This is a genomic window from Clostridium beijerinckii, from assembly GCF_008705175.1.
Taxonomy (GTDB): Bacteria; Bacillota; Clostridia; order Clostridiales; family Clostridiaceae; genus Clostridium; species Clostridium beijerinckii.
This window is the reverse complement of sequence record NZ_CP043998.1, coordinates 2,506,350-2,530,807: the sequence shown is the minus strand read 5'-3', so window position 1 is coordinate 2,530,807 and position 24,458 is coordinate 2,506,350. Positions and strand designations below refer to the sequence as shown.

The following is a 24,458-nucleotide window of genomic DNA, read 5'->3' as shown; positions in this document are numbered from 1 at the left end:
CAAAAATTAAGAAAATAGGAGGAAATTTTATGATTACAACAATTCAAAATGAGAAAGATATTTCACCAAACACTATGAAGGCAATTCGATTCCATGAGTTCGGCGGTCCTGATGTACTACGTTACGAGGAGGTAACTCGTCCTGAACTGAAACCAGGCGAGGTACTAGTTCGTGTTCACGCAATCGGTATCAATCCCCCCGACTGGTACGTGCGTGAAGGGATGAAGATTCTTCCTCCCGAAATGAGGCCCAACATCCCATTACCTTACATTCCTGGGACAGATATATCTGGAGTTGTCGAGGCTGTAGCTGCGGATGTGAAGGACTTTTCCATAGGCGACGACATTTTCGGCATGGTTCGTTTTCCTAAACATGGGAGTAATGCTTATGCAGAGTATGTTGCTGCTCCTGCATCGGACCTAGCATTAAAGCCTGCCGGCATCGATCACGTGCATGCAGCAGCGGCGCCGATGTCAGGTCTCACTGCGTGGCAGTACCTGATTGACCTTGGGCATAATGAACTAAACCCGCTTCAACCGGCGCCGCATCGCCCAGTGCCGCTTAGCGGCAAGACAGTGCTTATAAATGGTGCTGGAGGCGGAGTGGGACATTTCGCTGTACAGCTTGCCAAATGGAAGGGTGCTCATGTCATAGCGGTGGCATCAGGTGCACATGAGACGTTCCTTCGCGAACTTGGTGCAGACGAATTCATCGACTACACCAAGAACCTTCCTGAGGATGTCGTACATGACGCTGATCTCGTTATCGACACCATTGGTGGTCCCACAACCGGTCGTTTCTTGCACACACTCAAGCATGGCGGCGCTTTGTTTCCGATTTTCTTTGGCTCCGCTGATGCTGATGAAGTTGCAAAGCTAGATGTAACAGTCTCCATGCTCCAAGTTCGCTCGAACGGTTCGCAACTCTCGGAATTGGGCCGCTTGCTTGATTCAGGCACAGTACGTGTTGCCATTGACAGTACGTTCCCGCTTGCTGATGCTCGCAAGGCGCACGAGCGAGCTGCCCGCGGGCACATCCAAGGCAAGATCGTGCTTACAGTTGTGTAATGTCGTCGAAAGCACAATGTAACTTTCGTTAACAGATTGAAGTTTAGCGGGCACATTCAAGGAAAGCAACTGCTATGCAGCCCAAACAACCTAAATAAATAAGTCACAGGACGAGTCATCATTTTAATAAGTGGTGGCTCTTCTTCTGGTCACTTTGTTACATGTTTATAAGTGGTTCTATTTTTAAAAATTAGGTTTATGTTACAACATAATAAACTTAAAGATAAAACGAAGATATGTCAAAAGACAAAGTACTAATTAACAACTCTTTCATTTTAATTATAGCTATATTATAAATATTATTAAATTTCCAAAGAGCGTTGCTATATAATAAATTCAATAGTATACTATTATAATTAAGTACTCCAAAGTACTCTAACACTTAAAAAGTAACTAATAGTTTTTTAATATTTTAATACATAGATGCTAAAGTGCAAATCACCAAATATTTACTCTTTATCTTAAAATATAAAAAAGAAAGTATGTGCAATTTATGAAAAAAGAATTACCCTCTTGTTCCGTTGAAACAACATTATTACTTATAGGTGGGAAGTGGAAAGTGTTAATATTAAGAGACCTTATTAATGGAACTAAAAGATTTGGAGAGTTGAAGAAATCAATAAATTCTATAAGTCAAAAGATGCTTACACAGCAGCTAAGAGAAATGGAAGAAGATGGCCTTGTAGAAAGGACTGTATATGCTGAAGTACCGCCGAGAGTCGAATATTCACTTACCGAAGATGGCATGAGCCTAAAGCCTGTACTAAATTCTATGCTTACATGGGGAAAGCAATATAAAGAAAAGATAAATGCTAATCTATAATTCAATATACAATAAAAATAGTACCATAGCTTTCAAAAGCTTAGTACTATTTTAGCTAGTAATCCTATTTTTCCATGTTAAATGTCCCTTGTATATGACTTCCAAAAACCATTACTTGGTTACTATCTGGTAAGCTAACAACTTCAGGTACGTTGTGTGTGTCAAAATCAACATAAACAAGATTTTCAGTATCGGAAGCATTACTAATTACATGTGCACCTTCTTTACCTGCTGGGAAAGTTATAATATCGCCCGCCTTAACTGATTTTATCCCGTCAGGTGTTCTAACTGAGCCAACCCCACTAATTATATAGAATACCTCTTCATTTTTTTCATGATAATGGTAACCGAATGCTTGGTTTCCAGGTGGTACTTCAATAAATGATACTGTACATTGGTTAGCATCAGAACCAGTGACTACTGGTTTAATGTAGAATTCATTATCATTTTGTTTCCTTTGAATTGCTTCAATTGCATTTAAATTTTTAATAGTAAGTTCTTTCATAGAGAAAGCCTCCTCGATGTAATTAATTGGATATTATCTATCTATGTTTTTATAATACGGTTATATAAACAATCTGTAAAGTAAGCACTTCAAAGTGGTATAGGCACCTAAAGGTAACTATTATATCTATAATCTGAAAAATACTTCCATACAAAATAAATGATTGTACCTGAAGTTTGTTCTGAATTTTTATATAGCAGGCTAGTCTATTAGCCTTTATTTTTATACAGGGTTCCATATTGATAACATAACTGCGACTTTGACTTAATATATATAACTCACCTAAATAAGTAATATAATCGTGTTCTATATAATTTTAACTATTTTCAGGATGATGCTCATCTCCCCAAAATGCCATTAATTCTAGGATAGGTATTAATGTTTTACCTTTTTCAGTTAACGAATATTCTACTTTTGGTGGAATTTGATTATATTCTTTACGGTTTATTAATAGACTACTTTCTAATTCTTTTAACTGCTGACTTAACATTTTATGTGTAATATCATCTAAATCCTTCTTAATCTCACCATATCTTTTCACATTATCTCTATGTAATAACCAAAGTATTATCCATTTCCACTTACCACTCATCACTGATAGTGTATATTTAATTGAACAATCATGCGGCTTAGCCATTCATATTTCACTCTCCTTTTATATAGTATCTACCTAAAAAGTGCGTACTATCTTTTTATTCTACATAATATATAATTTAGAACATGAAGTCAAACGATATATTAAAAATGGAGGTTATTTTATGAATATATTAGCGTTTAATGGAAGTCCAAGAAAAAATAATAATACAGGTATATTGTTAATTAAGGCTCTTGAAGGTGCTGCCTCACAAGGTGCAAGTACCGAACTTATAAATCTTTATGATCTGAACTACAAAGGTTGTATGAGCTGTTTTGCTTGTAAAACAAAAAATGGTAAAAGTTATGGTAAATGTCCTATAAACGATGATTTAAAACCAATATTTAAAAAAATTGAAGAGGCTGATGCTATCATTTTAGGATCTCCTTTATATGCTGGAACTGTAACCGGTGAAATACATTCGTTTATGGAGCGTTTGTTCTTTCAATATTCTGTATATAGTGCCAAGCCTCAATCTCTTTTTCCTAAAAAGATTCATACAGGTTTTATTTATACCATGAATGCAACAGAGGAAATCTTGAAAGCACAAGGCTGGGATCATCATATTAATTTTAACCAAATGATGTTAACTAAAATATTTGGTTCTTCAGAAACTCTTTTCAGTTTTGATACTTATCAATTCGAAGATTATTCAAAAGTAGTTACAAGCGTTGATCCTGAAAAGAAAGCAAAAATACGCAAAGAAGTGTTCCCAAAGGATTGTGAAGAAGCTTTTAAAATGGGAGCCAAATTTGCAACATCTAGAATCTAATTTGTTTTATCAGTTTCAATAACTATTCTTATTATCTTAATTTCTCTTATAGATAGCCCAACCAATTCACTAATCAATTCGTCACTCATACCTTGATTTATGCCTATCTTAGCAACCTCTATTGATTTTTTTAAATAAAAATATTAACTTTTTTACTATTATCTTAATTTAACTAGCTAAATCCATATATCTGCATATGCAACATTATCTCAACTTGCACACTACACCAAAAACTATAGTAGCATCTTTTCTATCAACTGCAGCCTAAAACCTTATTACCACAAAGAAGGCATGTACATTTAGCTAAATAACGTTTCCCGAAGTGTTCCAGTTGAAATTAAGGAATAAACATATATAGTATCCTAATTGATACTTACTCGCTATAAAAATCGTACTTGTTATTTATACTATACATGTTATCATTATTGCATAATCAATTTTAACATACAGATATAGGAGGAGTAATCATTATGAAAAAAGCATTGGAATTTTTAAAAGAGAGTGGTACTTTTTACTTAGCTACTACTGAGGGTGATCAACCAAGAGTAAGACCATTTGGCGCTGTTTTTGAATATGAAGAAAAATTATATATTGTTACTAACAACAAAAAAGATTGTTTTAAGCAAATGTTACAAAACCCAAAGGTTGAAATCTCTACTATGAACAAAAAAGGTCAATGGATTCGTGTTGCTGGAGAAGTTGCAAATGATGACAGACGTGAAGTAAAGGAATTTGCACTAGAAGCATATCCATCTTTAAAACGCATGTACAGTCTTGATGACGGGATTTTTGCTGTTTTATACTTCACTAAAGGAACAGCTTCTATTTATTCTATCAACGGTGAAACTGAAACATTTTCACTATAATGTATAATTAGAAAATTCAATTATCAGATACATAAAAAGGAGTGTCGCAAAATGATTAAATTTTAATCATTTTGCGACACTCCCTTAATACTAATTGTATTAATAATGAGAAACTGTGTTTTTTTATGATATAGTTCTCCGTGTCAATAGCAAGTGACAATACATTTTAACTCATATATCGCTTTCTTTCATCTAAGTGACTTAAATGACATACTATAACCATATATTTGATTCCTTACAGACTATATGCACGGATAAACAACTATTATATTACAGTATCGATGTAGTATTAAACCGGCTAGCGGCTTTTTTTGACTTATCTCGTTGTGCATCTTACTTGTTCTTTATCTTTTGCTTGTGATATATTTCTCCCAAAGAAAAAAGATAAAATTAATCCCATAAATGCAAATCCACAAACTATCAATGTTGCAGTTGAAAATCCTGTTGCTATTGCAACTTCATTAGTTGCATGGTGCACTTCTAATGCATTAATTTGAGCTGCTGACATTATTCCAATAAAAAGTGATGACCCTATAGCAGCAGAAACTTGTTGAAGCGTATTTACTATTGCTACTCCATGAGGATAATATTCTTTTGGCAATTGATTCAAGCCATGAGTTTGAGAAGGAGACATAAATAATCCAATTCCCACGCTCATGCATATATATATTATTACTAAGTGCACTAAAGATGTATCACTTTTAGATAAAGATATTAAAAATACAAATACAGTTACTATTCCTGTTCCTAATGGTATTAACAACTTTACACCAAATTTATCGTAAATTTTCCCTCCTACAGGTGCTGCTAGTCCAGCGCAAATTACAGCTGGTAATAATGCTAACCCTGCTACAGAACTTGTTTTTCCAAGAGCTCCTTCCATATACATTGGTAACATTATACTCATAGTAAAAGTAACCATCATTGCTATCATTACTAAAATTGTTCCTATTACAAATTTGGGATATTTAAACGGAGATAAATTTAGCATTGGTTCTTTTAAAGTATTTTGTCGTTTTATAAATAATATCAAACAAATAATACCTATTATAAAGCCTATTAAAGTCGTCCTAATATTCCCTTCACTTATACTGCTTATAGCATATATTATTGTTCCGACTCCAATTGTCGATAAAATAATGGATAGGTAATCCATCTTAGGCTTAGTTAATTCTCCTACATTAACTAAGAATAGTGTTCCTATAATCATAAGTATGGCTACAATTGGTATTAACATTATAAATAACGCATTCCAGCTAAAATATTGTAATATAATTCCTGATACTGTTGGACCAAATGCAGGGCCTAATAAAATTGCTGGCACACATATTGCCATTGATATTCCTAGTTTTTCTTTTGGTGCTACTAATAATATGGTATTCATCATAATTGGTATTATCATTCCCGTACCTGATGATTGTATCATTCTTGAAATCAATAACATAGCAAAAGAATTTGAAAATGCCGCACATATTGTTCCTATAAGCAATAATCCCATTGCACTTAAAAATAAATTTCTTGTTTTAAATGACTGAATAAGAAAAGCTGTAACAGGTACCATTACCGCTGCTACTGTCATATAAGCTGTAACAAGCCATTGAACAGTTCCAGCAGATACATTCATGTCTTTCATAATTGCAGATAATGCAACATTAAGTATAGTTTCATTAAAAGTTGCCACAAAGGCACTTGCTACTAATATAGCAATAATACTTATAAAATTTATTCCTTGATTACTTTCTAACTTATATTTTTTATTCATAGTTCCCTCCATAAATTAGACCGAATAAATAATGGATTACATAAAAATGTAACACTAATAATTATGTTAAAATTTAACTCAGTCTTATTGATTCATTATTAGCTTAATTTGTTCTCCGATTTTCCTTAGGTATTCCCCATTCTTCTCACTCAAACTAATCAAAATAGCGCATTCTGCCATAGATTAAATAGTCATAGCCGTTGATTTTGATTTATTTATCTCAATTTTCGAATCCATTGTAATCACTCCTTTTACATTACTTATTTTTTCAAATGCAATACTTGCTTCGTAATTGTAGCAATGTTTCATTAGCTTTCGTAAGCAAAATTTGTTCTAAATATTAAAAAACTTTTTTTATTAATATATGTTCTCGATTACATTAAAGTTTTGGCTCCATTACACTTAATGAATTATTGGTGATACAGCGATTTGTTTAAAAACTGTATTTAAATGAAACCATTATATATTCGTTTCAGCTTCCCATTATAGGCATAATTGAAGTTTCACTTATCTTTCAAATTGCTATCAATACTTAAACCATTTAGATTTAAGTTTGCCTTAGCTTCTTTTCAATGGTTATAGATATATTCAATGATACCGTTTAGTAATAAAACTAGCTTAACCTATTTTAAATTCTTAGCATCTATACAATTTGTTCAATTAAATTAATTATGATAACATTACTAATATATTTTTAGGTGATGGAGTTCGCCTTTAACTGCGTAATGCTAATGACTCCTACAAAATAGCGGTAATCCGCTTTTTTGTAGGAGTCATTTTTAGTTTTCCAAGTAAGGCAACTTTGGACTTGTTATTTATTTTCACGTACCTAAATGCAGTAATATTTACAATTATAACTATAATAAGAAAAGGAGAAATATAATGCAGAAAAGTAATTCAAAAACTTTAAAAACTATTTTATTTATTAGAAACTTAAACATGAGTACTATCCTTGGCCTCTCATTTTTAAAATGGATTGTAATTAGCACAATTGTAGGATCCCTGATAGGATCTGCTGCTGCTTTCTTTTTAAAAAGTTTGGATATTGCTACTACTTTGAGAAATGATAATCCTTGGTTATTATTCCTTTTACCAATCGGTGGTGCCTTTGTGAGTTTCTTATACTCTAAATATGGAAAAAACTCATCCAAAGGTAATAATTTGATTATAGATAAAATTAACACAAGTGAAGATCATATTCCTTTGCGTATGGCACCTTTAGTCTTTCTTGGAACTTTTATAACTCACTTGTTTGGTGGCTCTGCAGGAAGAGAAGGTACTGGTGTACAAATTGGTTCAAGCATAGCAGAAGCCATTGGAAATCTATTAAAATTAGATAAAGTAGATACTAAAATTATTTTAATGTGTGGTATAAGCAGCGGGTTTGGTTCTGTGTTTGGTACCCCCCTTGCTGGTACTATATTTGGACTTGAAGTAGCTGCTCTTGGAACCATGAATTATGCTGGACTAATCCCTTGTTTTATTTCAGCTTTTGTAGGAAATCTTATGACAGAAATATGGGGAATTCACCATACTCATTACAGCATTTTAGATGTTCCTGATATTACATATGGAGTGATATTAAAAGTTGTAATTGCTGCAATTTTATTTGGATTAATTAGTAAACTATTTAGTGAACTAACTCATAAATTAAAAGAAGTTTTTACTTCTGGTTTTGAAAATACATCTATTAAAAGCTTTATTGGTGGATTTATAATAATTGCATTTACTTATATAATAGGAACACGCGATTATCTTGGTCTAAGTATTCCATTAATTGGTGATTCATTCACTGGTCATGTTAACCCTTTTGCATTTATACTTAAAATTATATTTACTTCTTTTACTTTAGGTACCGGCTTTCAAGGTGGTGAAGTTACTCCCCTTTTTGTAATAGGTTCAACTTTCGGTAATACTTTATCAAGTATACTTAATATTTCACCATCCTTTTTAGCAGCCTTAGGTCTTATTGGAGTATTTGCAGGAGCTACAAATGCACCTATAACATCTTTTGTTTTAGGTCTTGAAATGTTTGGCTCAGCAGGTATTGAATTTATGTTTATGACTTGCGCTATAAGTTATTTATTCTCTGGGCATTCAGGTATTTATACCTCTCAAAAGATTGGTATAAGTAAAAGTAGATTAATTAAAGTCCCTCAAGAATCCACTCTTGCTTACTACAGAAAAAAGAAAAGTGGAGAGAAAAAACCTAAAGATAATCAAGTTCTTGCGGGTCAATTTAAATTTGGAATTTCAAGTATAGAATTGCCTAGTATAGAAGGACTAAATATTTATAAGATTAAATGCAGCAGAAAAGGTATTAGACTAGTGCATCGCTCATTTAATCCCGATGGTGGTACATGGTCAGCAAATCCAATTAAAGGTCAGCTAAAATATGTTCAATTAAAAAATGATACCGAAGAAATTCATGCTATTAATATAACTGAATCTTATGGACAAAAAGATAAACTATTTTTAGTAAACACTAATCTATTTGGGAGTATTGAGGTCTCATATACAGTTCAAAAACATCATGATAAACATAGTTATGAGTATAATAATATAGGAAAAGATGAATTTGATGATTATGATAATGAAGCTAAACAAGTTACATTACAAAATCAATTTAAACTCATGAAATCTAGTGTTGAACTTCCAAACCCTAAGGGAGAAAATATTTATAAAATTTCTGTTAAAGGTGGTAAGGTAAGACTAAACCACAATTCATTTAATCCGGATGGATGTACATGGTCAGCTCCTCCAAGCGGCGATCAAGAACAACATATAGATTTATATGAAGGTGAGCATACAATAAAATTATCCATTAAAGAACATTTCGGACGAAAAGATAAACTCACTTTGGTTAATACTAATTTTAAAAATAACGTTGATATAAACTATAGTGTTAATAAAATATCTGATGATTACAGTTTAGAAAATCTCAGCTAATTAAATAGTATTATTTATAAAATAAATAGAAATATAAAAACTCAAGTATTTATGAAAATAAATTGCTTGAGTTTTTAATATAATCTATATTCTACAATAACCTTACATAATGATGTAGCTAAAATAACTCCTCCTAAGTTCAAGAAAATATTTAGATTAATGGTTTTATTATTTATTCATAATTAAATCTATTGGAGTTGCAAATACAGCACCATCCTCAACTAAATTTTTGAGTTCATTTAACAAATCATTTAAATTTTCACATGGAACAATACATTCTATTACAATAGGCATTTTTTCACTAAATGAAAATATTTTTTGTTTATGAATAACTCTATCTTTACCATATCCAACAAGTCCTTTAGTTACAGTAGCCCAAATAACTTTCTTTTTTTGAAAAAACCTCAAAACCTTTTCATATTCTTCTTTTTTAAACCACGAATTATCTTCCTTTGTGTAAATTTTAACTACACAATATTTGTTTGATCCCATATTTTTTTCCTCCACTCCTCTAACGACGCTAACTTGTCCATGTGGAATATTGTTAATAAGATCCTGCCTAGCTCTTTCTATTTTATTATTATCAGCAACTGTTTCTATAATGATCGCTAAATCATTAAATTGTATATCTTCGATTGCTACAGAATGCATTATACTTTTATGATCAAGACTTAATTCACCGCGCCTAATTGTAACTCCTGGGAAACCTTTTTTCCATAAAAATTCTTTTATCCAGTTATAAGTTTTTCCTGTCTTAGGATTAAATTCACATTCCCCTACTACTATCCTTAGTAAGCTTTTCATTTTATCACTTCCCCCTTAACACTTAATTTTTAAAACTTTTCAACTAGTATCAAAACTTAATACCTCCTTACTATATTAAGTTATGTTTTAAAAATCTATTTTCTATTGGAATAATAAAATAATTGTCTATTGCTTTACATGATATATATTTATTGTGAAAATCCATCAAGAACAAAAAGACCACCACTATAACTTTATTATAGTAGAAGTCATCAGTCCCAAAAGAGATGTTTAAAGAAAAATTTTTTCTCAATATTACTTTTCTATATAAGTTATATGTAACTTAACCATATATACTATATGTAGAGGTAATTTTAACACAGAACACAATATATGTAAAATAATTACTTTTATTCATAACTCTTATATTGAAGATGGAGGTTTATATGGATTTTGATTATGTTGAAACTTTAGTTACCAGATGTAAGAATAATGATGAAGATGCAAAAGAAAAATTAGCTTATGAATTTAGGCCTTTGATTTATAGCATTTCTAAAAGGACTTTCATTGATAGGTATAATTTTCACGATATTATACAGGAATGTTACCATTCACTTTTTAAATCTGTTTCCAAGTACAATTTAGAAAAGCATAGATTCGTTGCCTATGCTACTAATGCCATTAAAAATAATATGAATGATCTAATAAAAAGAACTAGAACCAGAAGATCTACTGAAGGTAGTGATGCATTAAGCTTACATGATGATGTAGAAAATAATTTTCCAGAACTTGAGATCTCAACTGAAACTTCATTATGTGAGATGTGCGACTATGAGGATTTAAAATTAGCCCTTGAGAATTTAAATAAAGAGGAAGTTGAACTTATAGATTTTGTATTCTACAAAAATTACACTGTAAAGGAATATGCCTATTTTAAAAATATGTGCTACTCTACTGCTATTCAAAAAAAGAAAAACATTTTAATGAAAATCCTTAATAATATTTCATTGTATTATTAAGCATAAAAGTCTAACAGCTCTAAGGTTAATCCTTAGAGCTGTTATCTTTATTATAATACCAATATTTCATTTACCTATTCAAAACTAAAATCATTTACGATCTCTGTAGTTTTCTCCACATAATCTTCAATAACTTGATCTATTCTATCGCAAATGCATTTTAGGCTGCATCCCTGGCATTTATCTAATATCTCATCCTCAAGCAAAGAACATTTTAAATCATCATTAAAAGTAGAATCTCTAATTGCTAAAGCCATTTGCTTTTTATCAAAGCACTCTCCTTCTTCCGAATTAAGTTTAATTTCATCTCTAATCATTTTTACAACATGCCCCAATAATTTATTTACAGCCTAATAAAATTTATCCGATAGCTAACTTTTATTTCTTATAATGAGAACTAAAAACTACACTCTCTTGGATGATGAAACCTAATCAGCTGCTATTATTGATATATGTCTTATGCTGTAACATAACATTAAAATAATGATTGAATTTGTACGTCTAATCTCCTAACCCGCATTTTACGAGCAAATTCTTAAGTATAGAACTTTCGCTATGAGCATTTTATATTTGGCTATAAGTGAAAAGTTTTTAATTACAGCATAGCTGCTTAATTTATATGTGCAGAACTTTCTCTATGAGCATCTATGATTTGGTGTGAATTAGTTAAGCAGACATCCAAATCTGTAATTTGATAATAATCGCTTACTCTGTGAGTATCCAGAGAACACATGTGAGTCGTATTTCCTTTTATATTCTTAAGTTATAAAGAATAAATATTCTTATATTGTAAAATTCTTAAATTCCTAATAAATAACCATATATCTTTTACGAAGATACATAAAAATACTGCTAAGGAGGGTATATAATTTATGGCTAGAAGAAAAACATCAAAGGTTCATAAAAAGGATTTTGAATATGATGAAGGTGAAGTATATGGATTTACTAGCGAAACTCCTATAGCTGGTGACCGCATATCCTCCTTCTCTTTTGATGATTATTAATACAGTTGTCTTTTATAGTACATTATTAATTATTTAATTTATCCTACGAATATGTTTTCTCATATCTTTAGATAATCTTCACCTTTTAAGTTATTTCTATAATTCGATGGATTCTCTCCATAATATTTTTTAAATAATTTGGAGAAATAATTAATATCATGATAACCAAGCTGATATCCAACCTCATAATTCTTTAACTGGGTATTAATTAACAAATATCTGGCTCTTGCCATCTTGACCATAGTCACATAATCATTAAATCGTGTACCTGTTTTTGTAGCGAAATTATTACTTAAATAAGTATTGTTTATATAGAATTTTTCAGCTATAACTTTTAGCTTTAAATCTGAGTTATGATTTTTTAATATATATTCACAAATATTTTTTATTAATTCATCAGACGCTTCAATATAAAATTTTTTTAAAAAATCTAAAAGATATGTTATCTTGGTGCAATAAAATTCTATAAAATTACTTGAATCTTCTTCATTTATATAATCTATCGTTTCAAAATATTCAATGCATATATAATCATTCAACCAACTAAAATTTTCATATACTCCAGCAATAATATTGTGATACATTTTTTTTATAACAATATCAGCTTTAATGATATCATTAAACAAAGCCTTATAAATATTTTCTGTGGTTATACTAAATAATTTTAGAGCATAATCTTCTTTATTAATTAATTTCTTAATAATTTGTTTCTCGTCAGCTGCTAAATACACCCATTCGGAATTATCTTTTATTAAATCAGACATATCTCTTATATTGCTTAATGGTTTATGTGCCTCATTTCTAATATCATCTAAAAATTTTTTTGTTCTTTCAAGCAATTTAGTCATACTTTCTTCATTTACGGGCTTTACAAGGTAATCAAATGCACCCAATACAATACCCTGTCTAGCATAATTAAATTCACTATATTCACTTAAAATCACTACACATGGGCATAACTTATCTTTCTGAATTTCCCTAAGTAACTGCAATCCATCAATTACTGGCATTCTGATATCAGTAAGCACTAGGTCATATGAATTCCTGCATAATAACTCAAGAGCTTCTTTACCATTTGAAGCCGTATCTACAATTTTAAATTCAGATTTTTTATCCCATAGTTTAAGTCTTTTCAATTCTGTCAAAAATATTTCTCTATCATCAACTGCAAGAATTTTATACAACTTATATTTACCTCCTAACTTAGACACAATCAAATAAATAACAAGTCTATCTGCTAGCCTATTTTCCATCGTAGGAAGCTCGATTCGCATACGCTCACTGAGTAAGCGAATTCACACCCAATCATAGATTTGGGTTCACTGCTCACGTCAGCAAAATGTCATAATAAATCTGCTATGATGTCACTTTGCTTCCTTGCCTGATGAAAAATATGCATAGTAGCTTTGGACTTGTTGTTTATTTTCATGTGCCTTAATAATTTTATTTTAAAATGCTTTCTTCACCGATGGTAAAGTATGTGCATGCACCTTTCCCAACTTCTCCTGTAATCCAAACTCTCCCGCCAAATTTTTGAATTATTTTCTTCACAATAGCAAGTCCAACTCCACTGCCTTCAAACTCGCTTTCAGAATGCATCCTTTTAAACATTCCAAAAATATTTTCTGAAAACTTCATATCAAACCCAACGCCATTATCACTAATATAAAATACATTCTCGTTATTTTCTAAATCATACCCCACCGTAATAATTGCAGAATCCTTGTTACTAGTAAACTTTAGTGAGTTTGAAATTAAATTAATTATTACCTGCTTCATTAATATGCTATCACCTAATATAATTGGCAGCTTGCTCTCAAATTTTAATTGAATATCCGCCTTATCCATATATCCAACAACCAATTCATTGAATGTAGATTGTATCAACTGTTCTAAATCTATTGTTTCTTTAGTAGGTTCCATATCTGCAAACTTTATATATTCTAAGAGCTTGTTAATGAGCAGTAATGTATCACCACAAATATGTCTGATGCTTTTTATTAATTCAATTCCATCTTTATCAACTTCCTTTCCATAATCCTCAATGAAAATTCTTGCATAACCATCTATAGCACGCACAGGAGCCTTTATCTCATGTGAAATTGTATAATTAAAAGCTATCAATTCATTGTTTGCATTTTGAAGTTGTTTTGTTTTTTCCTTAATCTCATCTATATTATTTGATTTGCTTGATGTATTAATAGCTATCCCCCCATTACTATTAACTTCTCATTTGAGACTATATTATCTTTTATAATAAAACTGTTAAAAATAATCTCTTCTTTATCCGCAAAGGATAATATTGCATAACTTAAATTGGGATCAAACGCCAACCTAATATCCTCTTCTGATGGCCTTGAAGGTGTTTCAGGATGGCTGTGAAAATTTCCAATTAAACTCCATTCGTTTTTTCTAATATCTGCTATTACTTTAAACTGTTCTTTAATATCCATTGAAAAATGTTCTGGACTCTCATCAATATTTCTTAATAAATATACTTTTTGAATAATTTTATTATTACTATTATCTATAGTTCCAGCTAAAAGCCCACACGCTTCATTTGGCAAACCTTTAATGCAATGCTCTCTAATCTCATTAAACTGTTCCTTTGAAAATATAATCATAACTACGTCCTCCTATTATTTGATTTGAATCTATTCATATTAATCTAATAGGATTACTATGAATTTAGTATATACCAATTTATTCTATTAGTCAAAAACTCTTTGCTAAAACTTACATTTTTTTGTGCAAAGTCCATTAGTAAGTGGTTTTCTATAATATTTGATTAGATTTTACCATAGGACTATTTAAAGTCAATTGAGAAAAATTCATTTCCAAACAAATTCCAATATAATACTAAACTTAGTCTTATTGTAATTAAAAGTTATTACATTCTATAATTAGTAGTATACTAGGCACATTAAAAAAATAATAAGTTAGCATAACATCATAAACTTATTATTTTCATTCATAAGCCTAAGATAATATTTCAGGAGGAGTAAAATGGACGAATTGATATATAAGGAACTAAAAAAAGGCGGCTTTATGAGACAAGTGCAAAATGAAAAGTTTTCCTTGAGACTTAGAAGCGTAGGAGGACAAATTAATGCAAACCAACTTCAAAAAGTTGGTGAAATTGCTAATAAATATGGTCAAGGTTACATTCATCTTACATCAAGGCAGGGTATTGAAATCCCATTCATAGATTTTAATGATATTAATTCTGTGAAAGCAGAACTTGCTACTGTTGGTTTAGAGCCAGGGGCTTGTGGCCCTCGAGTGAGAACAGTTACAGCATGCCAAGGTAATGCAATTTGTGGAAGCGGATTAATTGAAACAAGTAATTTAGCTAAGGAACTTGATTCAAAATATTTTGCTAAAGATTTACCACATAAATTTAAAATCGGAATTACAGGTTGCAGGAATAACTGCTTAAAAGCTGAAGAAAATGATCTAGGTATAAAAGGTGGATTGAAGCCTAAATGGGATACAAATTCCTGTACATACTGTGGGGTTTGTAAAGTCGTATGTCCTACAAAAGCTATAGAAATTAATAAGGGAACTAACGAACTTAAATTTGATGAAAGTAAATGCATATATTGTGGGAAGTGCGCTAAATCCTGTCCTACAGATGCTTGGAATGGAGAAAGTGGATATATTACTTCATTTGGTGGATTGTACGGAAATAGTATAGCTTTTGGAAAAAACCTGCTTCCTTTAATTACAGATAAGGAAACTTTATTCAAAGTTGTGGATACAACAGTGGAATTTTTCAAAGAAAATGCAAATGCAGGTGAAAGATTTAAATTTACTTTAGACCGAGTTGGTATAGACAAACTTAAAGCAAAATTAGAGGAGATTATAAAATGAGTGAAATAAAAGCTGATTCCTTTGTTGATATTACTGATGTAGTCTGTCCTGTAACTTTTGTAAAAGCAAAAGTTGCACTTGAAGAACTTAATAATGGTCAAGTCCTTGAAATAAAATTAAACGATGGAGAGCCAATTCAAAATGTCCCTCGAAGCTTAAAAAATGAAAAACATAAAATTTTGAGTGTAGATAAAAATGAAGATGGAACATATACCATTGCAGTTGTAAAGGGTGGTTTACTTGAAGTTTAACACTGCTCTTTTACATGGTAATTTCAATTATGATAATAAAACCGGAGCAACACTTGTACCAATTTATCAATCTAGTGCATTTGTACATGAAACAGCTAAAAAACTTGAAAATTCAATCAGTAAAATTTAGTTAAGGCATATTGAAGAATAGTAAGTCAGTGATAGTACATTTGACTAGTTATTTTCTTTTAGGCATATGAAATAATTGAATATGCCTGACATGCCAAAAGGAGATTTCAATGAAAAATATACGTGTTCTAATTATTGAAGAATTTAAATATATTGCTGACTTAAATGTCCTTGAACTAAAGCGAGGTGGATTTGAGGTTGACAGCCAGCATATATACAGTGAAGATGCTATGAGAAATGCATTAAATGAAAATGAATTTGATATTATTCTTTCTGATAATTCAACACCTCATTTTAATGCTATTCAAGCTCTTTTTATAAGAAATGAACTTTCTCCTAAAACTCCTTTTATCATTGTATCTGAGGATGTTTCACCAGAAAGGATTAAATTTGCAATGAAAAATAGATGTTGTGCTTATCTTTTAAAGGAAAACTTACATCAACTTGCTATTTTAGTTAGAAATATTATAGCAAGATAAGTCACAATCAAAAAATAATAGACCAGTATGAGTTCCTGTTATTCTATATGCCTAATATAAAAAAAGGAGTGATAAAATATGAATTTTACCAATGAACAGCTTGAAAGATATTCAAGACAAATCATTTTAGATGATGTCAGTGTTAAAGGTCAGGAAAAAATATTAAATAGTAAAGTTCTAATAATAGGAACAGGAGGACTTGGAGCACCTGCTGCAATGTATCTTGGAGCTGCTGGAGTTGGAACTATTGGACTTGTTGATGCTGATACTGTTGATTTATCTAATCTTCAAAGACAAATTATTCATTCAACGCAAGATGTTGGAAAACCAAAAGTTATTTCTGGAAAGGAAACCATTAATGCAATAAATCCAGATGTTAATGTGGTTACATATCAAGAACGCGCTACAGCTTCAAATATTTTAGATATTATAAAAGATAAAGATTATGATTTTATTATTGACGGAACAGATAACTTTCCCGTTAAATTTTTAATTAATGATGCTTGCGTTATGCTTCAAAAACCATTTTCACATGCTGGAATCATTAGATTTCAAGGACAAACCATGACCTACGTTCCAGGACAAGGTCCTTGCTACCGTTGTGTTTTCCAAACCCCACCCCCACCAGATGTAGTACCAACTTGCCAGCAAGCAGGAGTTCTTGGAGTTATGGGCGGTATAATTGGTTCTATCCAAGCAAGTGAAACTTTGAAATATATTACGGGTGTTGGGGATTTATTAGCTGGAAAACTGCTAACATTTGATGCAAAAAAAATGAATTTTAGAACAATTGATATTCATCATGATAAAAATTGTGCAATTTGCGGTAAAACACCAACTATTGATAAATTAATTGATTATGATTTAAATGTTTGTGGCTAAATTTAAATACATGTTAGTCGCAATAAAAAAATAATAGGCCAGTATGCTTGTCTATTATTTCTTTCATGTGCATTAAGGCACAATCAAAGAAATAATTCTAGGAGGAAATATTTATTATGAAAATAATTATTAATGGAAAAGAAACTGTTTTAGAAAATGAGGTGTCAATAAGCGAACTTTTACAAAAAGAATATGTTGAAATGCAAGAATATGTGACAGTTCAAGTCAACGAAGATATTATCCCTAGAGCTGATTATGAAACACAAATTATAAAAGATGGTGATACTATTGAATTTCTTTACTATATGGGTGGAGGAAACAATTAAAAGTTCATAATTCACAATTACGATTGAAATCATTACAGGATTTCTTAAAATTTAATTATTATCAATGTAGAATTGTAATCAGAACTTAAATAAATTAATTTATTTATTGTTCTTATTTTTAAGTGGATGTCCTAAATTGATTTAATAATCATATTAAAGGACATCTCTATTTTCATCAATGAGAGGTTTTAACACATTTATTTTTATAATGCTGGCTAGGAGGATTTAGTATGTCTAATCAATATATAACAAAAGATGTTTGTCCTAAAATAATATCTTTTGATTTAGAAAATAATGTTGTTCACAATGTTGCTTTTATTGGCGGAGGCTGTAATGGTAATCTTAAAGCTATCTGCAAAATTGTTGAAGGAATGACAGTCGAAGAAATTGAGGAAAATTTTAAAGGAATCAATTGTAATAGTAAGGGTACATCTTGTACTGATCAGCTTGCTACTGCTGTTAGCGAAGTATATAATAATGTTAAATAATTACGGTTTATAAAGATATTTTGCGATTGTTTATATTTAATCTAAATTAGTCATTAAAAGTACTTGATTTAATGCATGTCAATTAATACCGCAAAGTTCACAGATGAACCATAATTATCAATATCTAATCACATTGAATATTACTAATAAACTTAAATATTTATTCTAAATATCAGGAGGTATTATTATGCTACTTCAAGAAAAGTACAAGTTATTGAAAGATATAATAAGAAAAAAAGGAAGTGCTGCCATAGCCTTTTCTGGTGGTGTTGACAGTACTTTTCTTTTAAAAGTTACTAAAGAAGTATTAGGTGATAACCTACTTGCAATTACTGCAACCTCATCAACTTACCCTAAAAGAGAATTAAATGAGGCAATCAAATATGCTGAGGATATTCAGGTGAAACATGTAATCATCTCTTCAGAAGAACTAGAAATTGAAGGTTTTGCTTCAAATCCTAAAAACAGATGTTATTATTGCAAGAAAGAACTTTATACAAAAATTAACAATATCGCCTTAAATAATGGAATAAGTTATGTATTTGATGGTTCAAATCTAGATGATACTGGCGATTATAGGCCAGGAATGCAGGCAGCTAAAGAACTTGATGTAATAAGTCCATTAAAAGAAGCAGGACTGACTAAAAATGATATAAGAGAGTTATCAAAATCACTTGGTCTTCCCACTTGGAATAAACCTTCGTTTGCTTGTCTATCTTCGAGATTTCCTTATGGAAATAAAATAACCTTATCAAAACTAAATATGGTTGATAAAGCTGAACAGCTCTTATTAGACATTGGTATAACTCAAGTGAGAGTAAGACATCATGGTGAAATTGCAAGGATAGAAGTAGATCCCTCTGAAAGAGAAAAATTCTTCAATATAGATATAATGAATCATATTGGTAATGAATTGAGGAAAATTGGATTTACTTATGTCACTTTAGACTTGCTTGGTTATAGGACTGGAAGCATGAATGAGACTTTATCTACTGAAGACAAAGCCTCGCTTTTGTAATGGATATTTAAAAATAATTACTTGTCATTTAAAAGATGATTTTTGCATTAAACAAAAGTCATCTTTTTAAATTTGAATAATAGTGTTTTAAAATAATTATTATATTTTTTACTTAATACCATTACTTTCATATTTTTATTGCATCTATATTAATGAAAAAAATAACTATATAGGAGTGATTTGTTATGAATAATTATGATAATTTTTTTATAGGAGTAAGAAATTTATCTGAAGCAAGAAAGTATTATGAAGATATTTTAGGATTAAAACTCAAATTTGATTTTTCCTCAAAAGGGATGATTGCTTTTAACGTTGGCAATGAAGAACCTGCAATTATTTTAAAAGATAAAAATGTATTTAAAAACATAAAGCCAACAATATGGTTTGAAGTTGAAAATGTTAAAATTGAATATAACAAGTTGAAAAAAGAGGTGTTCAGTTTTTATCTGAACCTTATGAAATTATAACAGGTTTAGCAGTAGAATTTGAAGATCCTTTTGGAAATAGGTTAGGTATTACAACATATCCATATTCTAAATGTTTTTATATAATGAACAGTTAGCCCCATAAACTAACTTTTTCAAGGGCCTGTCTAATATCTTCAATGATGTCTTCACTATCTTCAATACCAACACTTAAACGGAAAAAGCCTCCGTGAAATTCCTCTGGATAAAGATACTGACGTTCATCATCCTCTCCTAAAAATACAATTAGGCTTTCATCATGTCCTAATGATACAGCAGATGTTATGACTTTAAGATGGCTAACAAAGCGGTTATTAGTATCGTGATCCGCCTTAAGGCCAAAAGCCATTACTCCTGAATATCCATTTTTCATCTGCTTTTTAGCAATCTCGTGTCCTGGGTGACTTTCCAGTCCCGGATAAGAAACAAATCTTACAGCATCAAGATTTTCTAAAAATCTAGCTACCTTAAGCGCACTATCATTATGCTGCTTCATGCGAAGAGGAAGCGTTACGCAACCTCGCATAATCATCCAAGCATTAAATGGGCTGAGTACACCTCCATTATTTATCATCGCTTCTGACTTTATCTTATCGATAAGTGCCTTTGATCCAATAACAGCACCCCCCATGGCATCTCCATGTCCATTAATATATTTAGTTAAACTTTCTACACAAAGATCAGCTCCAAGTTCAAGTGGCCGCTGATTGTATGGTGAAGAAAAAGTGTTATCAACTGAAAGCAGTGCTCCAACATTATGGGCTATTTTTGCAATTTCTTCAATATCACTAATTTTCAATGTGGGATTGGCTGGTGTTTCAATATGAATTAGTTTTGTATTTGGTCGGACTACAGCTTTTACTGCTTCCAAGTCTGATGTATCTACAATGGTTGTCTCAATACCATATTTACTAGGTAGTAATTCATTGAGCAAACGATAAACTGCTATATACGTTACATTTGAAAAGACAACATGATCACCACTTTTTAATAAAGAAAAAAATACTCCAGACAACGCCGAAACTCCTGAGGCTAGTGCCACACAATCCTCCCCGCTCTCAAGGATACAAAGTTTTTCCTGTAAGTATTGCTGATTAGAACCTCCGTTACGAGTGTAAAGGGCTTTTCCCGCACTGCTCCAGTTAAGTTCCGCTGGATCATAAGGCAATTCATAGCTATTTGCCATAGTAATCGGTCGTTTTATAGCCCCCGTATCTTTGTCCACATCATTTCCAGCATGCACTGCCCGTGTTAAAAAACCATATTCATTTCCATATTTTCTTTCGCTCATTTTTTATACCTCCTTGCTTTTAGCAGAATCTCTATTATTCATATTTTTTAGTATAATATTATGATAAATCAAGTTTATCTGATGGATTATCTCCATAATATCTTTTAAAGGTTTTAAGAAACAGAACTTTTTATTTCTTAAAACCTCTAGTTATCTAGCTAGTCTTTAATTATAAATATTTTTTTATATCATCAACCTTATTCAGCTTTTCCCAAGGTAATTCAAGATCATTTCTTCCAAAATGCCCATAGGCAGCCGTTTGTCTATATATTGGTCTCTTTAAATCTAAAGTCTTAATTATTGCAGCTGGTCTTAAGTCAAATTCTTCATTTATGATATCTGCTATTTTATCTTCTGCAATCTTACCTGTTCTAAATGTATCCACTGTTATAGACACTGGCTTTGCTACACCAATTGCATAAGATATTTGTATTTCTAACTTATCTGCAACACCTGCTGCTACTAAGTTTTTAGCAATCCATCTTGACACATATGCTCCTGATCTATCTACCTTTGTTGGATCTTTTCCTGAGAAAGCTCCACCACCATGCCTTGCATATCCACCGTAGGTATCAACAATTATCTTTCTTCCTGTTAAACCTGCATCACCTTGTGGTCCACCTATAACAAATCTTCCTGTTGGATTAATAAAATACTTTGTATTTTCATCTAATAATTCTGCTGGAACAACTACTTTAACTACTTTTTCTATAAGATCATCATGTATTTGCTGATTGGTGGCTTCTGGAGAGTGTTGTGTTGAAATAACAATGGTATCAACCCTAACAGGCTTGTCATCCTCATATTCTATAGTTACTTGTGTTTTTCCATCTGGTCTTAAATATTCTAATTCACCATTTTTTCTAACTTCTGAAAGCCTTCTTGCAAGTTTTTGAGCTAAGGTTATTGGAAGTGGTAAATATTCTTCTGTTTCATTAGTTGCAAAGCCGAACATCATACCTTGATCTCCTGCCCCTGTTGATGAAAGATTGTCATCTTCACCATCTCTTACTTCCTTTGCTGTATCAACTCCAACTGCTATATCACTTGATTGTTCATCTATTGATGTTTGAACTGCACAAGTTTTATAATCAAATCCGTATTCTCCATTTGTATAACCTATTTCTTTGACTGTATCTCTTACTATCTTTGGAATATCAACATAACTCTTAGTTGAAATTTCTCCAAATACATGAATAAAGCCTGTACCAGTTGATGTTTCACATGCAACTCTTCCTTCTGGATCTTGTCTTAATATTTCATCTAAAATAGCATCTGATACTTGATCGCATATTTTATCTGGATGTCCTTCTGTTACTGATTCTGATGTAAATAATTTTTTCATTTTTAATCTTCCTTTCAAATTAAGATAAAAAGACTAATTACAAAGCATCATTGCTATGCAGCTTATCAGCCGCATTTATTTTTGATGCCTATAATTAGTCTCCAGTCTCTCTAGTCAACTTATTAGTATTCCTAAATTTTATTTTTAATTTTCAATAAATTACTTATATACTGCAATTAGCAATTGTAATTAAAATTTAATTATTATCAATATAAAATTAAATGCAGCATATGTAATAATTTATTATATAATTCCCATCTGCTTTCTGTGATATAATTTTATTCTGAGTACCATACAATGTCAATTGCTACAAAACAACACCTATATTTTCACATAGCTAAATATAAATAATTTCATGTGAAAATAAAAATATAATTTATAATACTGTATCAGTAACAGCTTGCACTAAATCATATCTTAAAATATAAGAATCATTTACACCATTTCCTAAATGTGCTACTACAAATATCAATATCTCATTTTTATTAAATAAATTTAATGCTTTTCCAAAATTTCTGCTGTAATTATAGTGAAATATATAAGTTATCTACAAAATAATCATACTTATTACAAATGACTATCCGTAGGTCAGGATATAAAGCGGTTCTTGAACAGCCAGATATATCAAAGAAAACTGGAATGATAGATAAATTTTTCATTGCTCTTCTGTATGATAGTGGATGCAGGGATCAATAGATTCTTAATTTAAAGAATAATTGATAGTTTTACTTAGGCTTTGCCTTGCTATATCAAGGAAAAGCTCTCTCTTTTGTCCTACGAACGTTGAGACCATGATTTTTATACAGTTACCTATTAACAAATTATGTCTTATTAATATGTTTTTATCCATATATAAAAGTTTATCTTCTATAATTCATCGTAAAAGATCACTTCAAAAAATTTAGAGTGATTCTCTTATTTCAAAATTCTTATCCCCCTATTAATCCAAAGAAATATTCAATAACTTTATTTAAATTATTCCTTTTACACCACACCATTATATTACTTATTTAATAAATATAAACTTTAATTAAATTTGTTGAACACCAACAAAAACAGTTAGCTGAAAATATCAGATAACTGTTTTTTATAATACGATATTTATTTAAATCTGGAATACATAGAAGTAGCTGTGTATAATGCTGCTACCGGATTATGTCCAAGCACTCTGTCTTTAACAATCATAACTGTCACAGGTGCTTTTGAATGTTTTATAAATAATGTATCATGTCCAACACAAAGTCCTATAACTATATTAAGATCTGTTTTCTCTACTTCTAGTATTTTAGCTTGCATAATTGGATTACACATAGATTCATGTCCACAACCTTTATTAAGTTTGTTTTCATTTTTGATTCCAATTTCAGTTTTATCTACTGCTCCAACCTTACAACCAACTACATAGTATTCTATATTTTCATTTTTTAATATCTTAGCGAATAATTTAGTTTCATTTAATAAACCTACACATGTAGCTATTCCAACTTTTTTATACTTCATTCTTTTAATAAATTCTATTGTTTCTTCAACTCGGCAAAGTTTTCCATAAAACTCACTTTCAATAGAAGCTGAAACTCTAGCTATATTTCCTAATTCATGATTTTCTTTATAAATAGTAACTGTATCCTCTAATAAATTTTTATCTACATTAGAAGTTAAACAAAACTTTGGATATTTTTCTATATCATTATTTCTACAACTTATTACGCCACAATCTGAGCATGAATTCTTTGAATTATTAGTCATTAGCTATCTCCCCCATTTGTT

The 24,458-nt window shown here is 30.7% G+C and carries 25 protein-coding genes, 2 pseudogenes and 1 riboswitch; of the genes and pseudogenes, 16 read left to right on the top strand and 11 right to left on the bottom strand.

Features of this window, described 5'->3' with window-relative positions:
* The first annotated feature begins 29 nt into the window (after nucleotides 1–29).
* Both F3K33_RS11455 and F3K33_RS11450 read left to right on the top strand, forming a co-directional pair.
* Nucleotides 30–1,067, top strand: a complete 1,038-nt coding sequence (locus F3K33_RS11455) for an NADP-dependent oxidoreductase (RefSeq protein WP_084670589.1) — start codon at nucleotides 30–32, stop codon at nucleotides 1,065–1,067.
* A 493-nt stretch (nucleotides 1,068–1,560) separates the two neighbouring features.
* Nucleotides 1,561–1,890 carry a winged helix-turn-helix transcriptional regulator gene (locus F3K33_RS11450; RefSeq protein WP_039773504.1) on the top strand — a complete coding sequence of 110 codons (330 nt, stop codon included), beginning with the start codon at nucleotides 1,561–1,563 and terminating at the stop codon, nucleotides 1,888–1,890.
* Nucleotides 1,891–1,954: 64 nt separating this feature from the next.
* Here F3K33_RS11450 and F3K33_RS11445 read toward each other — a convergent pair whose 3' ends face one another.
* The gene (locus F3K33_RS11445) at nucleotides 1,955–2,395 is read right to left on the bottom strand and encodes a cupin domain-containing protein (protein ID WP_039773502.1); all 441 of its coding nucleotides are present in this window, start codon (nucleotides 2,393–2,395) and stop codon (nucleotides 1,955–1,957) included.
* A 316-nt stretch (nucleotides 2,396–2,711) separates the two neighbouring features.
* Nucleotides 2,712–3,032, bottom strand: a complete 321-nt coding sequence (locus F3K33_RS11440; RefSeq protein ID WP_009169394.1) for a winged helix-turn-helix transcriptional regulator — start codon at nucleotides 3,030–3,032, stop codon at nucleotides 2,712–2,714.
* 121 nt (nucleotides 3,033–3,153) lie between these two features.
* Here F3K33_RS11440 and F3K33_RS11435 point away from each other — a divergent pair, with 121 nt between their 5' ends.
* A complete protein-coding gene (locus F3K33_RS11435; RefSeq protein WP_039773499.1) occupies nucleotides 3,154–3,801 on the top strand; it encodes a flavodoxin family protein in 648 nt (215 codons plus the stop codon).
* A 470-nt stretch (nucleotides 3,802–4,271) separates the two neighbouring features.
* The gene (locus F3K33_RS11430; RefSeq protein ID WP_039773497.1) at nucleotides 4,272–4,667 is read left to right on the top strand and encodes a pyridoxamine 5'-phosphate oxidase family protein; all 396 of its coding nucleotides are present in this window, start codon (nucleotides 4,272–4,274) and stop codon (nucleotides 4,665–4,667) included.
* A gap of 316 nt (nucleotides 4,668–4,983) precedes the next feature.
* Here F3K33_RS11430 and F3K33_RS11425 read toward each other — a convergent pair whose 3' ends face one another.
* Entirely contained in the window at nucleotides 4,984–6,429 is a 1,446-nt protein-coding gene (locus F3K33_RS11425; protein ID WP_039773496.1) for an MDR family MFS transporter, read from the bottom strand.
* A gap of 688 nt (nucleotides 6,430–7,117) precedes the next feature.
* Nucleotides 7,118–7,177, top strand: a riboswitch (Fluoride riboswitch).
* A gap of 134 nt (nucleotides 7,178–7,311) precedes the next feature.
* Between F3K33_RS11425 and F3K33_RS27030 the strand changes: the two are divergent.
* Nucleotides 7,312–8,622 (top strand): annotated as a pseudogene (locus F3K33_RS27030) (voltage-gated chloride channel family protein); the annotation flags it as partial.
* A 924-nt stretch (nucleotides 8,623–9,546) separates the two neighbouring features.
* On the opposite strand, the gene F3K33_RS11415 reads toward F3K33_RS27030, so the two are convergent.
* A complete protein-coding gene (locus F3K33_RS11415; protein ID WP_039773493.1) occupies nucleotides 9,547–10,182 on the bottom strand; it encodes a DUF190 domain-containing protein in 636 nt (211 codons plus the stop codon).
* A 386-nt stretch (nucleotides 10,183–10,568) separates the two neighbouring features.
* Here F3K33_RS11415 and F3K33_RS11410 point away from each other — a divergent pair, with 386 nt between their 5' ends.
* Nucleotides 10,569–11,141, top strand: coding sequence for a sigma-70 family RNA polymerase sigma factor (locus tag F3K33_RS11410; RefSeq protein ID WP_039773461.1), 573 nt, complete (start codon nucleotides 10,569–10,571; stop codon nucleotides 11,139–11,141).
* 74 nt (nucleotides 11,142–11,215) lie between these two features.
* On the opposite strand, the gene F3K33_RS11405 is transcribed toward F3K33_RS11410, so the two are convergent.
* Nucleotides 11,216–11,458, bottom strand: coding sequence for a hypothetical protein (locus F3K33_RS11405; protein WP_039773492.1), 243 nt, complete (start codon nucleotides 11,456–11,458; stop codon nucleotides 11,216–11,218).
* A 555-nt stretch (nucleotides 11,459–12,013) separates the two neighbouring features.
* On the opposite strand from F3K33_RS11405, the gene F3K33_RS26960 reads away from it, so the two are divergent.
* Nucleotides 12,014–12,145 (top strand): hypothetical protein, encoded by a 132-nt coding sequence (locus F3K33_RS26960; protein ID WP_274596504.1) that lies wholly within the window; start codon nucleotides 12,014–12,016, stop codon nucleotides 12,143–12,145.
* Between the two features lie 59 nt (nucleotides 12,146–12,204).
* Here the strand turns inward: F3K33_RS26960 and F3K33_RS11400 are convergent, their stop codons facing one another.
* The 3 genes from F3K33_RS11400 to F3K33_RS11390 form a co-directional block, all read right to left on the bottom strand.
* On the bottom strand, nucleotides 12,205–13,329 hold the full coding sequence (locus F3K33_RS11400; protein ID WP_039773489.1) for a response regulator transcription factor: 1,125 nt from the start codon (nucleotides 13,327–13,329) through the stop codon (nucleotides 12,205–12,207).
* A 259-nt stretch (nucleotides 13,330–13,588) separates the two neighbouring features.
* The gene (locus tag F3K33_RS11395; RefSeq protein WP_244620238.1) at nucleotides 13,589–14,224 is read right to left on the bottom strand and encodes a sensor histidine kinase; all 636 of its coding nucleotides are present in this window, start codon (nucleotides 14,222–14,224) and stop codon (nucleotides 13,589–13,591) included.
* A 125-nt stretch (nucleotides 14,225–14,349) separates the two neighbouring features.
* Nucleotides 14,350–14,769 (bottom strand): M67 family metallopeptidase, encoded by a 420-nt coding sequence (locus tag F3K33_RS11390; protein ID WP_039773486.1) that lies wholly within the window; start codon nucleotides 14,767–14,769, stop codon nucleotides 14,350–14,352.
* Between the two features lie 382 nt (nucleotides 14,770–15,151).
* Between F3K33_RS11390 and F3K33_RS11385 the strand changes: the two genes are divergently transcribed.
* From F3K33_RS11385 to F3K33_RS11345, 9 genes and pseudogenes are all read left to right on the top strand, one after another.
* A complete protein-coding gene (locus tag F3K33_RS11385; RefSeq protein ID WP_039773484.1) occupies nucleotides 15,152–16,018 on the top strand; it encodes a ferredoxin-like domain-containing protein in 867 nt (288 codons plus the stop codon).
* Nucleotides 16,015–16,269 (top strand): sulfurtransferase TusA family protein, encoded by a 255-nt coding sequence (locus tag F3K33_RS11380; protein ID WP_039773483.1) that lies wholly within the window; start codon nucleotides 16,015–16,017, stop codon nucleotides 16,267–16,269. Before F3K33_RS11385 ends, F3K33_RS11380 begins: the two co-directional genes overlap by 4 nt.
* The gene (locus tag F3K33_RS11375; RefSeq protein WP_373866808.1) at nucleotides 16,259–16,399 is read left to right on the top strand and encodes a hypothetical protein; all 141 of its coding nucleotides are present in this window, start codon (nucleotides 16,259–16,261) and stop codon (nucleotides 16,397–16,399) included. The genes F3K33_RS11380 and F3K33_RS11375 overlap by 11 nt, the downstream gene beginning before the upstream one ends.
* Nucleotides 16,400–16,508: 109 nt before the next feature.
* Nucleotides 16,509–16,877 carry a DNA-binding transcriptional response regulator gene (locus tag F3K33_RS11370; RefSeq protein ID WP_039773481.1) on the top strand — a complete coding sequence of 123 codons (369 nt, stop codon included), beginning with the start codon at nucleotides 16,509–16,511 and terminating at the stop codon, nucleotides 16,875–16,877.
* A gap of 78 nt (nucleotides 16,878–16,955) precedes the next feature.
* Nucleotides 16,956–17,759, top strand: a complete 804-nt coding sequence (locus F3K33_RS11365) for a HesA/MoeB/ThiF family protein (RefSeq protein WP_039773479.1) — start codon at nucleotides 16,956–16,958, stop codon at nucleotides 17,757–17,759.
* Nucleotides 17,760–17,875: 116 nt separating this feature from the next.
* Nucleotides 17,876–18,085 (top strand): sulfur carrier protein ThiS, encoded by a 210-nt coding sequence (thiS, locus tag F3K33_RS11360; RefSeq protein ID WP_039773477.1) that lies wholly within the window; start codon nucleotides 17,876–17,878, stop codon nucleotides 18,083–18,085.
* A gap of 230 nt (nucleotides 18,086–18,315) precedes the next feature.
* Nucleotides 18,316–18,573, top strand: a complete 258-nt coding sequence (locus F3K33_RS11355; RefSeq protein WP_039773476.1) for a TIGR03905 family TSCPD domain-containing protein — start codon at nucleotides 18,316–18,318, stop codon at nucleotides 18,571–18,573.
* A gap of 187 nt (nucleotides 18,574–18,760) precedes the next feature.
* Nucleotides 18,761–19,591 (top strand): ATP-dependent sacrificial sulfur transferase LarE, encoded by an 831-nt coding sequence (larE, locus tag F3K33_RS11350; protein WP_039773474.1) that lies wholly within the window; start codon nucleotides 18,761–18,763, stop codon nucleotides 19,589–19,591.
* A gap of 185 nt (nucleotides 19,592–19,776) precedes the next feature.
* A pseudogene (locus F3K33_RS11345) lies at nucleotides 19,777–20,153 on the top strand (VOC family protein).
* On the opposite strand, the gene F3K33_RS11340 reads toward F3K33_RS11345, so the two are convergent.
* The 3 genes from F3K33_RS11340 to F3K33_RS11330 all read right to left on the bottom strand — a co-directional run bounded on the left by F3K33_RS11340 (nucleotide 20,150) and on the right by F3K33_RS11330 (nucleotide 24,437).
* Complete coding sequence (locus F3K33_RS11340) at nucleotides 20,150–21,346, bottom strand: trans-sulfuration enzyme family protein (RefSeq protein WP_039773473.1); 1,197 nt, start codon at nucleotides 21,344–21,346, stop codon at nucleotides 20,150–20,152. The pseudogene F3K33_RS11345 and the gene F3K33_RS11340 overlap by 4 nt on opposite strands.
* A gap of 169 nt (nucleotides 21,347–21,515) precedes the next feature.
* On the bottom strand, nucleotides 21,516–22,691 hold the full coding sequence (gene metK, locus F3K33_RS11335) for a methionine adenosyltransferase (protein WP_039773471.1): 1,176 nt from the start codon (nucleotides 22,689–22,691) through the stop codon (nucleotides 21,516–21,518).
* A 1,101-nt stretch (nucleotides 22,692–23,792) separates the two neighbouring features.
* Nucleotides 23,793–24,437, bottom strand: a complete 645-nt coding sequence (locus F3K33_RS11330) for a DUF1847 domain-containing protein (RefSeq protein ID WP_039773469.1) — start codon at nucleotides 24,435–24,437, stop codon at nucleotides 23,793–23,795.
* Nucleotides 24,438–24,458 lie beyond the last annotated feature (21 nt).

Bases quoted from the DNA above. Each gene is read 5' to 3' on its own strand.
- F3K33_RS11410 (WP_039773461.1), top strand. From the start codon at position 10,569: ATGGATTTTGATTATGTTGAAACTTTAGTTACCAGATGTAAGAATAAT.
- thiS (WP_039773477.1), top strand. From the start codon at position 17,876: ATGAAAATAATTATTAATGGAAAAGAAACTGTTTTAGAAAATGAGGTG.
- F3K33_RS11430 (WP_039773497.1), top strand. From the start codon at position 4,272: ATGAAAAAAGCATTGGAATTTTTAAAAGAGAGTGGTACTTTTTACTTA.
- larE (WP_039773474.1), top strand. From the start codon at position 18,761: ATGCTACTTCAAGAAAAGTACAAGTTATTGAAAGATATAATAAGAAAA.
- F3K33_RS11455 (WP_084670589.1), top strand. From the start codon at position 30: ATGATTACAACAATTCAAAATGAGAAAGATATTTCACCAAACACTATG.
- F3K33_RS11405 (WP_039773492.1), bottom strand. From the start codon at position 11,458: ATGATTAGAGATGAAATTAAACTTAATTCGGAAGAAGGAGAGTGCTTT.
- F3K33_RS11440 (WP_009169394.1), bottom strand. From the start codon at position 3,032: ATGGCTAAGCCGCATGATTGTTCAATTAAATATACACTATCAGTGATG.
- F3K33_RS11435 (WP_039773499.1), top strand. From the start codon at position 3,154: ATGAATATATTAGCGTTTAATGGAAGTCCAAGAAAAAATAATAATACA.
- F3K33_RS11380 (WP_039773483.1), top strand. From the start codon at position 16,015: ATGAGTGAAATAAAAGCTGATTCCTTTGTTGATATTACTGATGTAGTC.
- F3K33_RS26960 (WP_274596504.1), top strand. From the start codon at position 12,014: ATGGCTAGAAGAAAAACATCAAAGGTTCATAAAAAGGATTTTGAATAT.
- F3K33_RS11445 (WP_039773502.1), bottom strand. From the start codon at position 2,395: ATGAAAGAACTTACTATTAAAAATTTAAATGCAATTGAAGCAATTCAA.
- F3K33_RS11450 (WP_039773504.1), top strand. From the start codon at position 1,561: ATGAAAAAAGAATTACCCTCTTGTTCCGTTGAAACAACATTATTACTT.
- F3K33_RS11425 (WP_039773496.1), bottom strand. From the start codon at position 6,429: ATGAATAAAAAATATAAGTTAGAAAGTAATCAAGGAATAAATTTTATA.
- F3K33_RS11330 (WP_039773469.1), bottom strand. From the start codon at position 24,437: ATGACTAATAATTCAAAGAATTCATGCTCAGATTGTGGCGTAATAAGT.
- F3K33_RS11370 (WP_039773481.1), top strand. From the start codon at position 16,509: ATGAAAAATATACGTGTTCTAATTATTGAAGAATTTAAATATATTGCT.
- F3K33_RS11385 (WP_039773484.1), top strand. From the start codon at position 15,152: ATGGACGAATTGATATATAAGGAACTAAAAAAAGGCGGCTTTATGAGA.
- F3K33_RS11340 (WP_039773473.1), bottom strand. From the start codon at position 21,346: ATGAGCGAAAGAAAATATGGAAATGAATATGGTTTTTTAACACGGGCA.
- F3K33_RS11365 (WP_039773479.1), top strand. From the start codon at position 16,956: ATGAATTTTACCAATGAACAGCTTGAAAGATATTCAAGACAAATCATT.
- metK (WP_039773471.1), bottom strand. From the start codon at position 22,691: ATGAAAAAATTATTTACATCAGAATCAGTAACAGAAGGACATCCAGAT.
- F3K33_RS11415 (WP_039773493.1), bottom strand. From the start codon at position 10,182: ATGAAAAGCTTACTAAGGATAGTAGTAGGGGAATGTGAATTTAATCCT.
- F3K33_RS11355 (WP_039773476.1), top strand. From the start codon at position 18,316: ATGTCTAATCAATATATAACAAAAGATGTTTGTCCTAAAATAATATCT.
- F3K33_RS11390 (WP_039773486.1), bottom strand. From the start codon at position 14,769: ATGATTATATTTTCAAAGGAACAGTTTAATGAGATTAGAGAGCATTGC.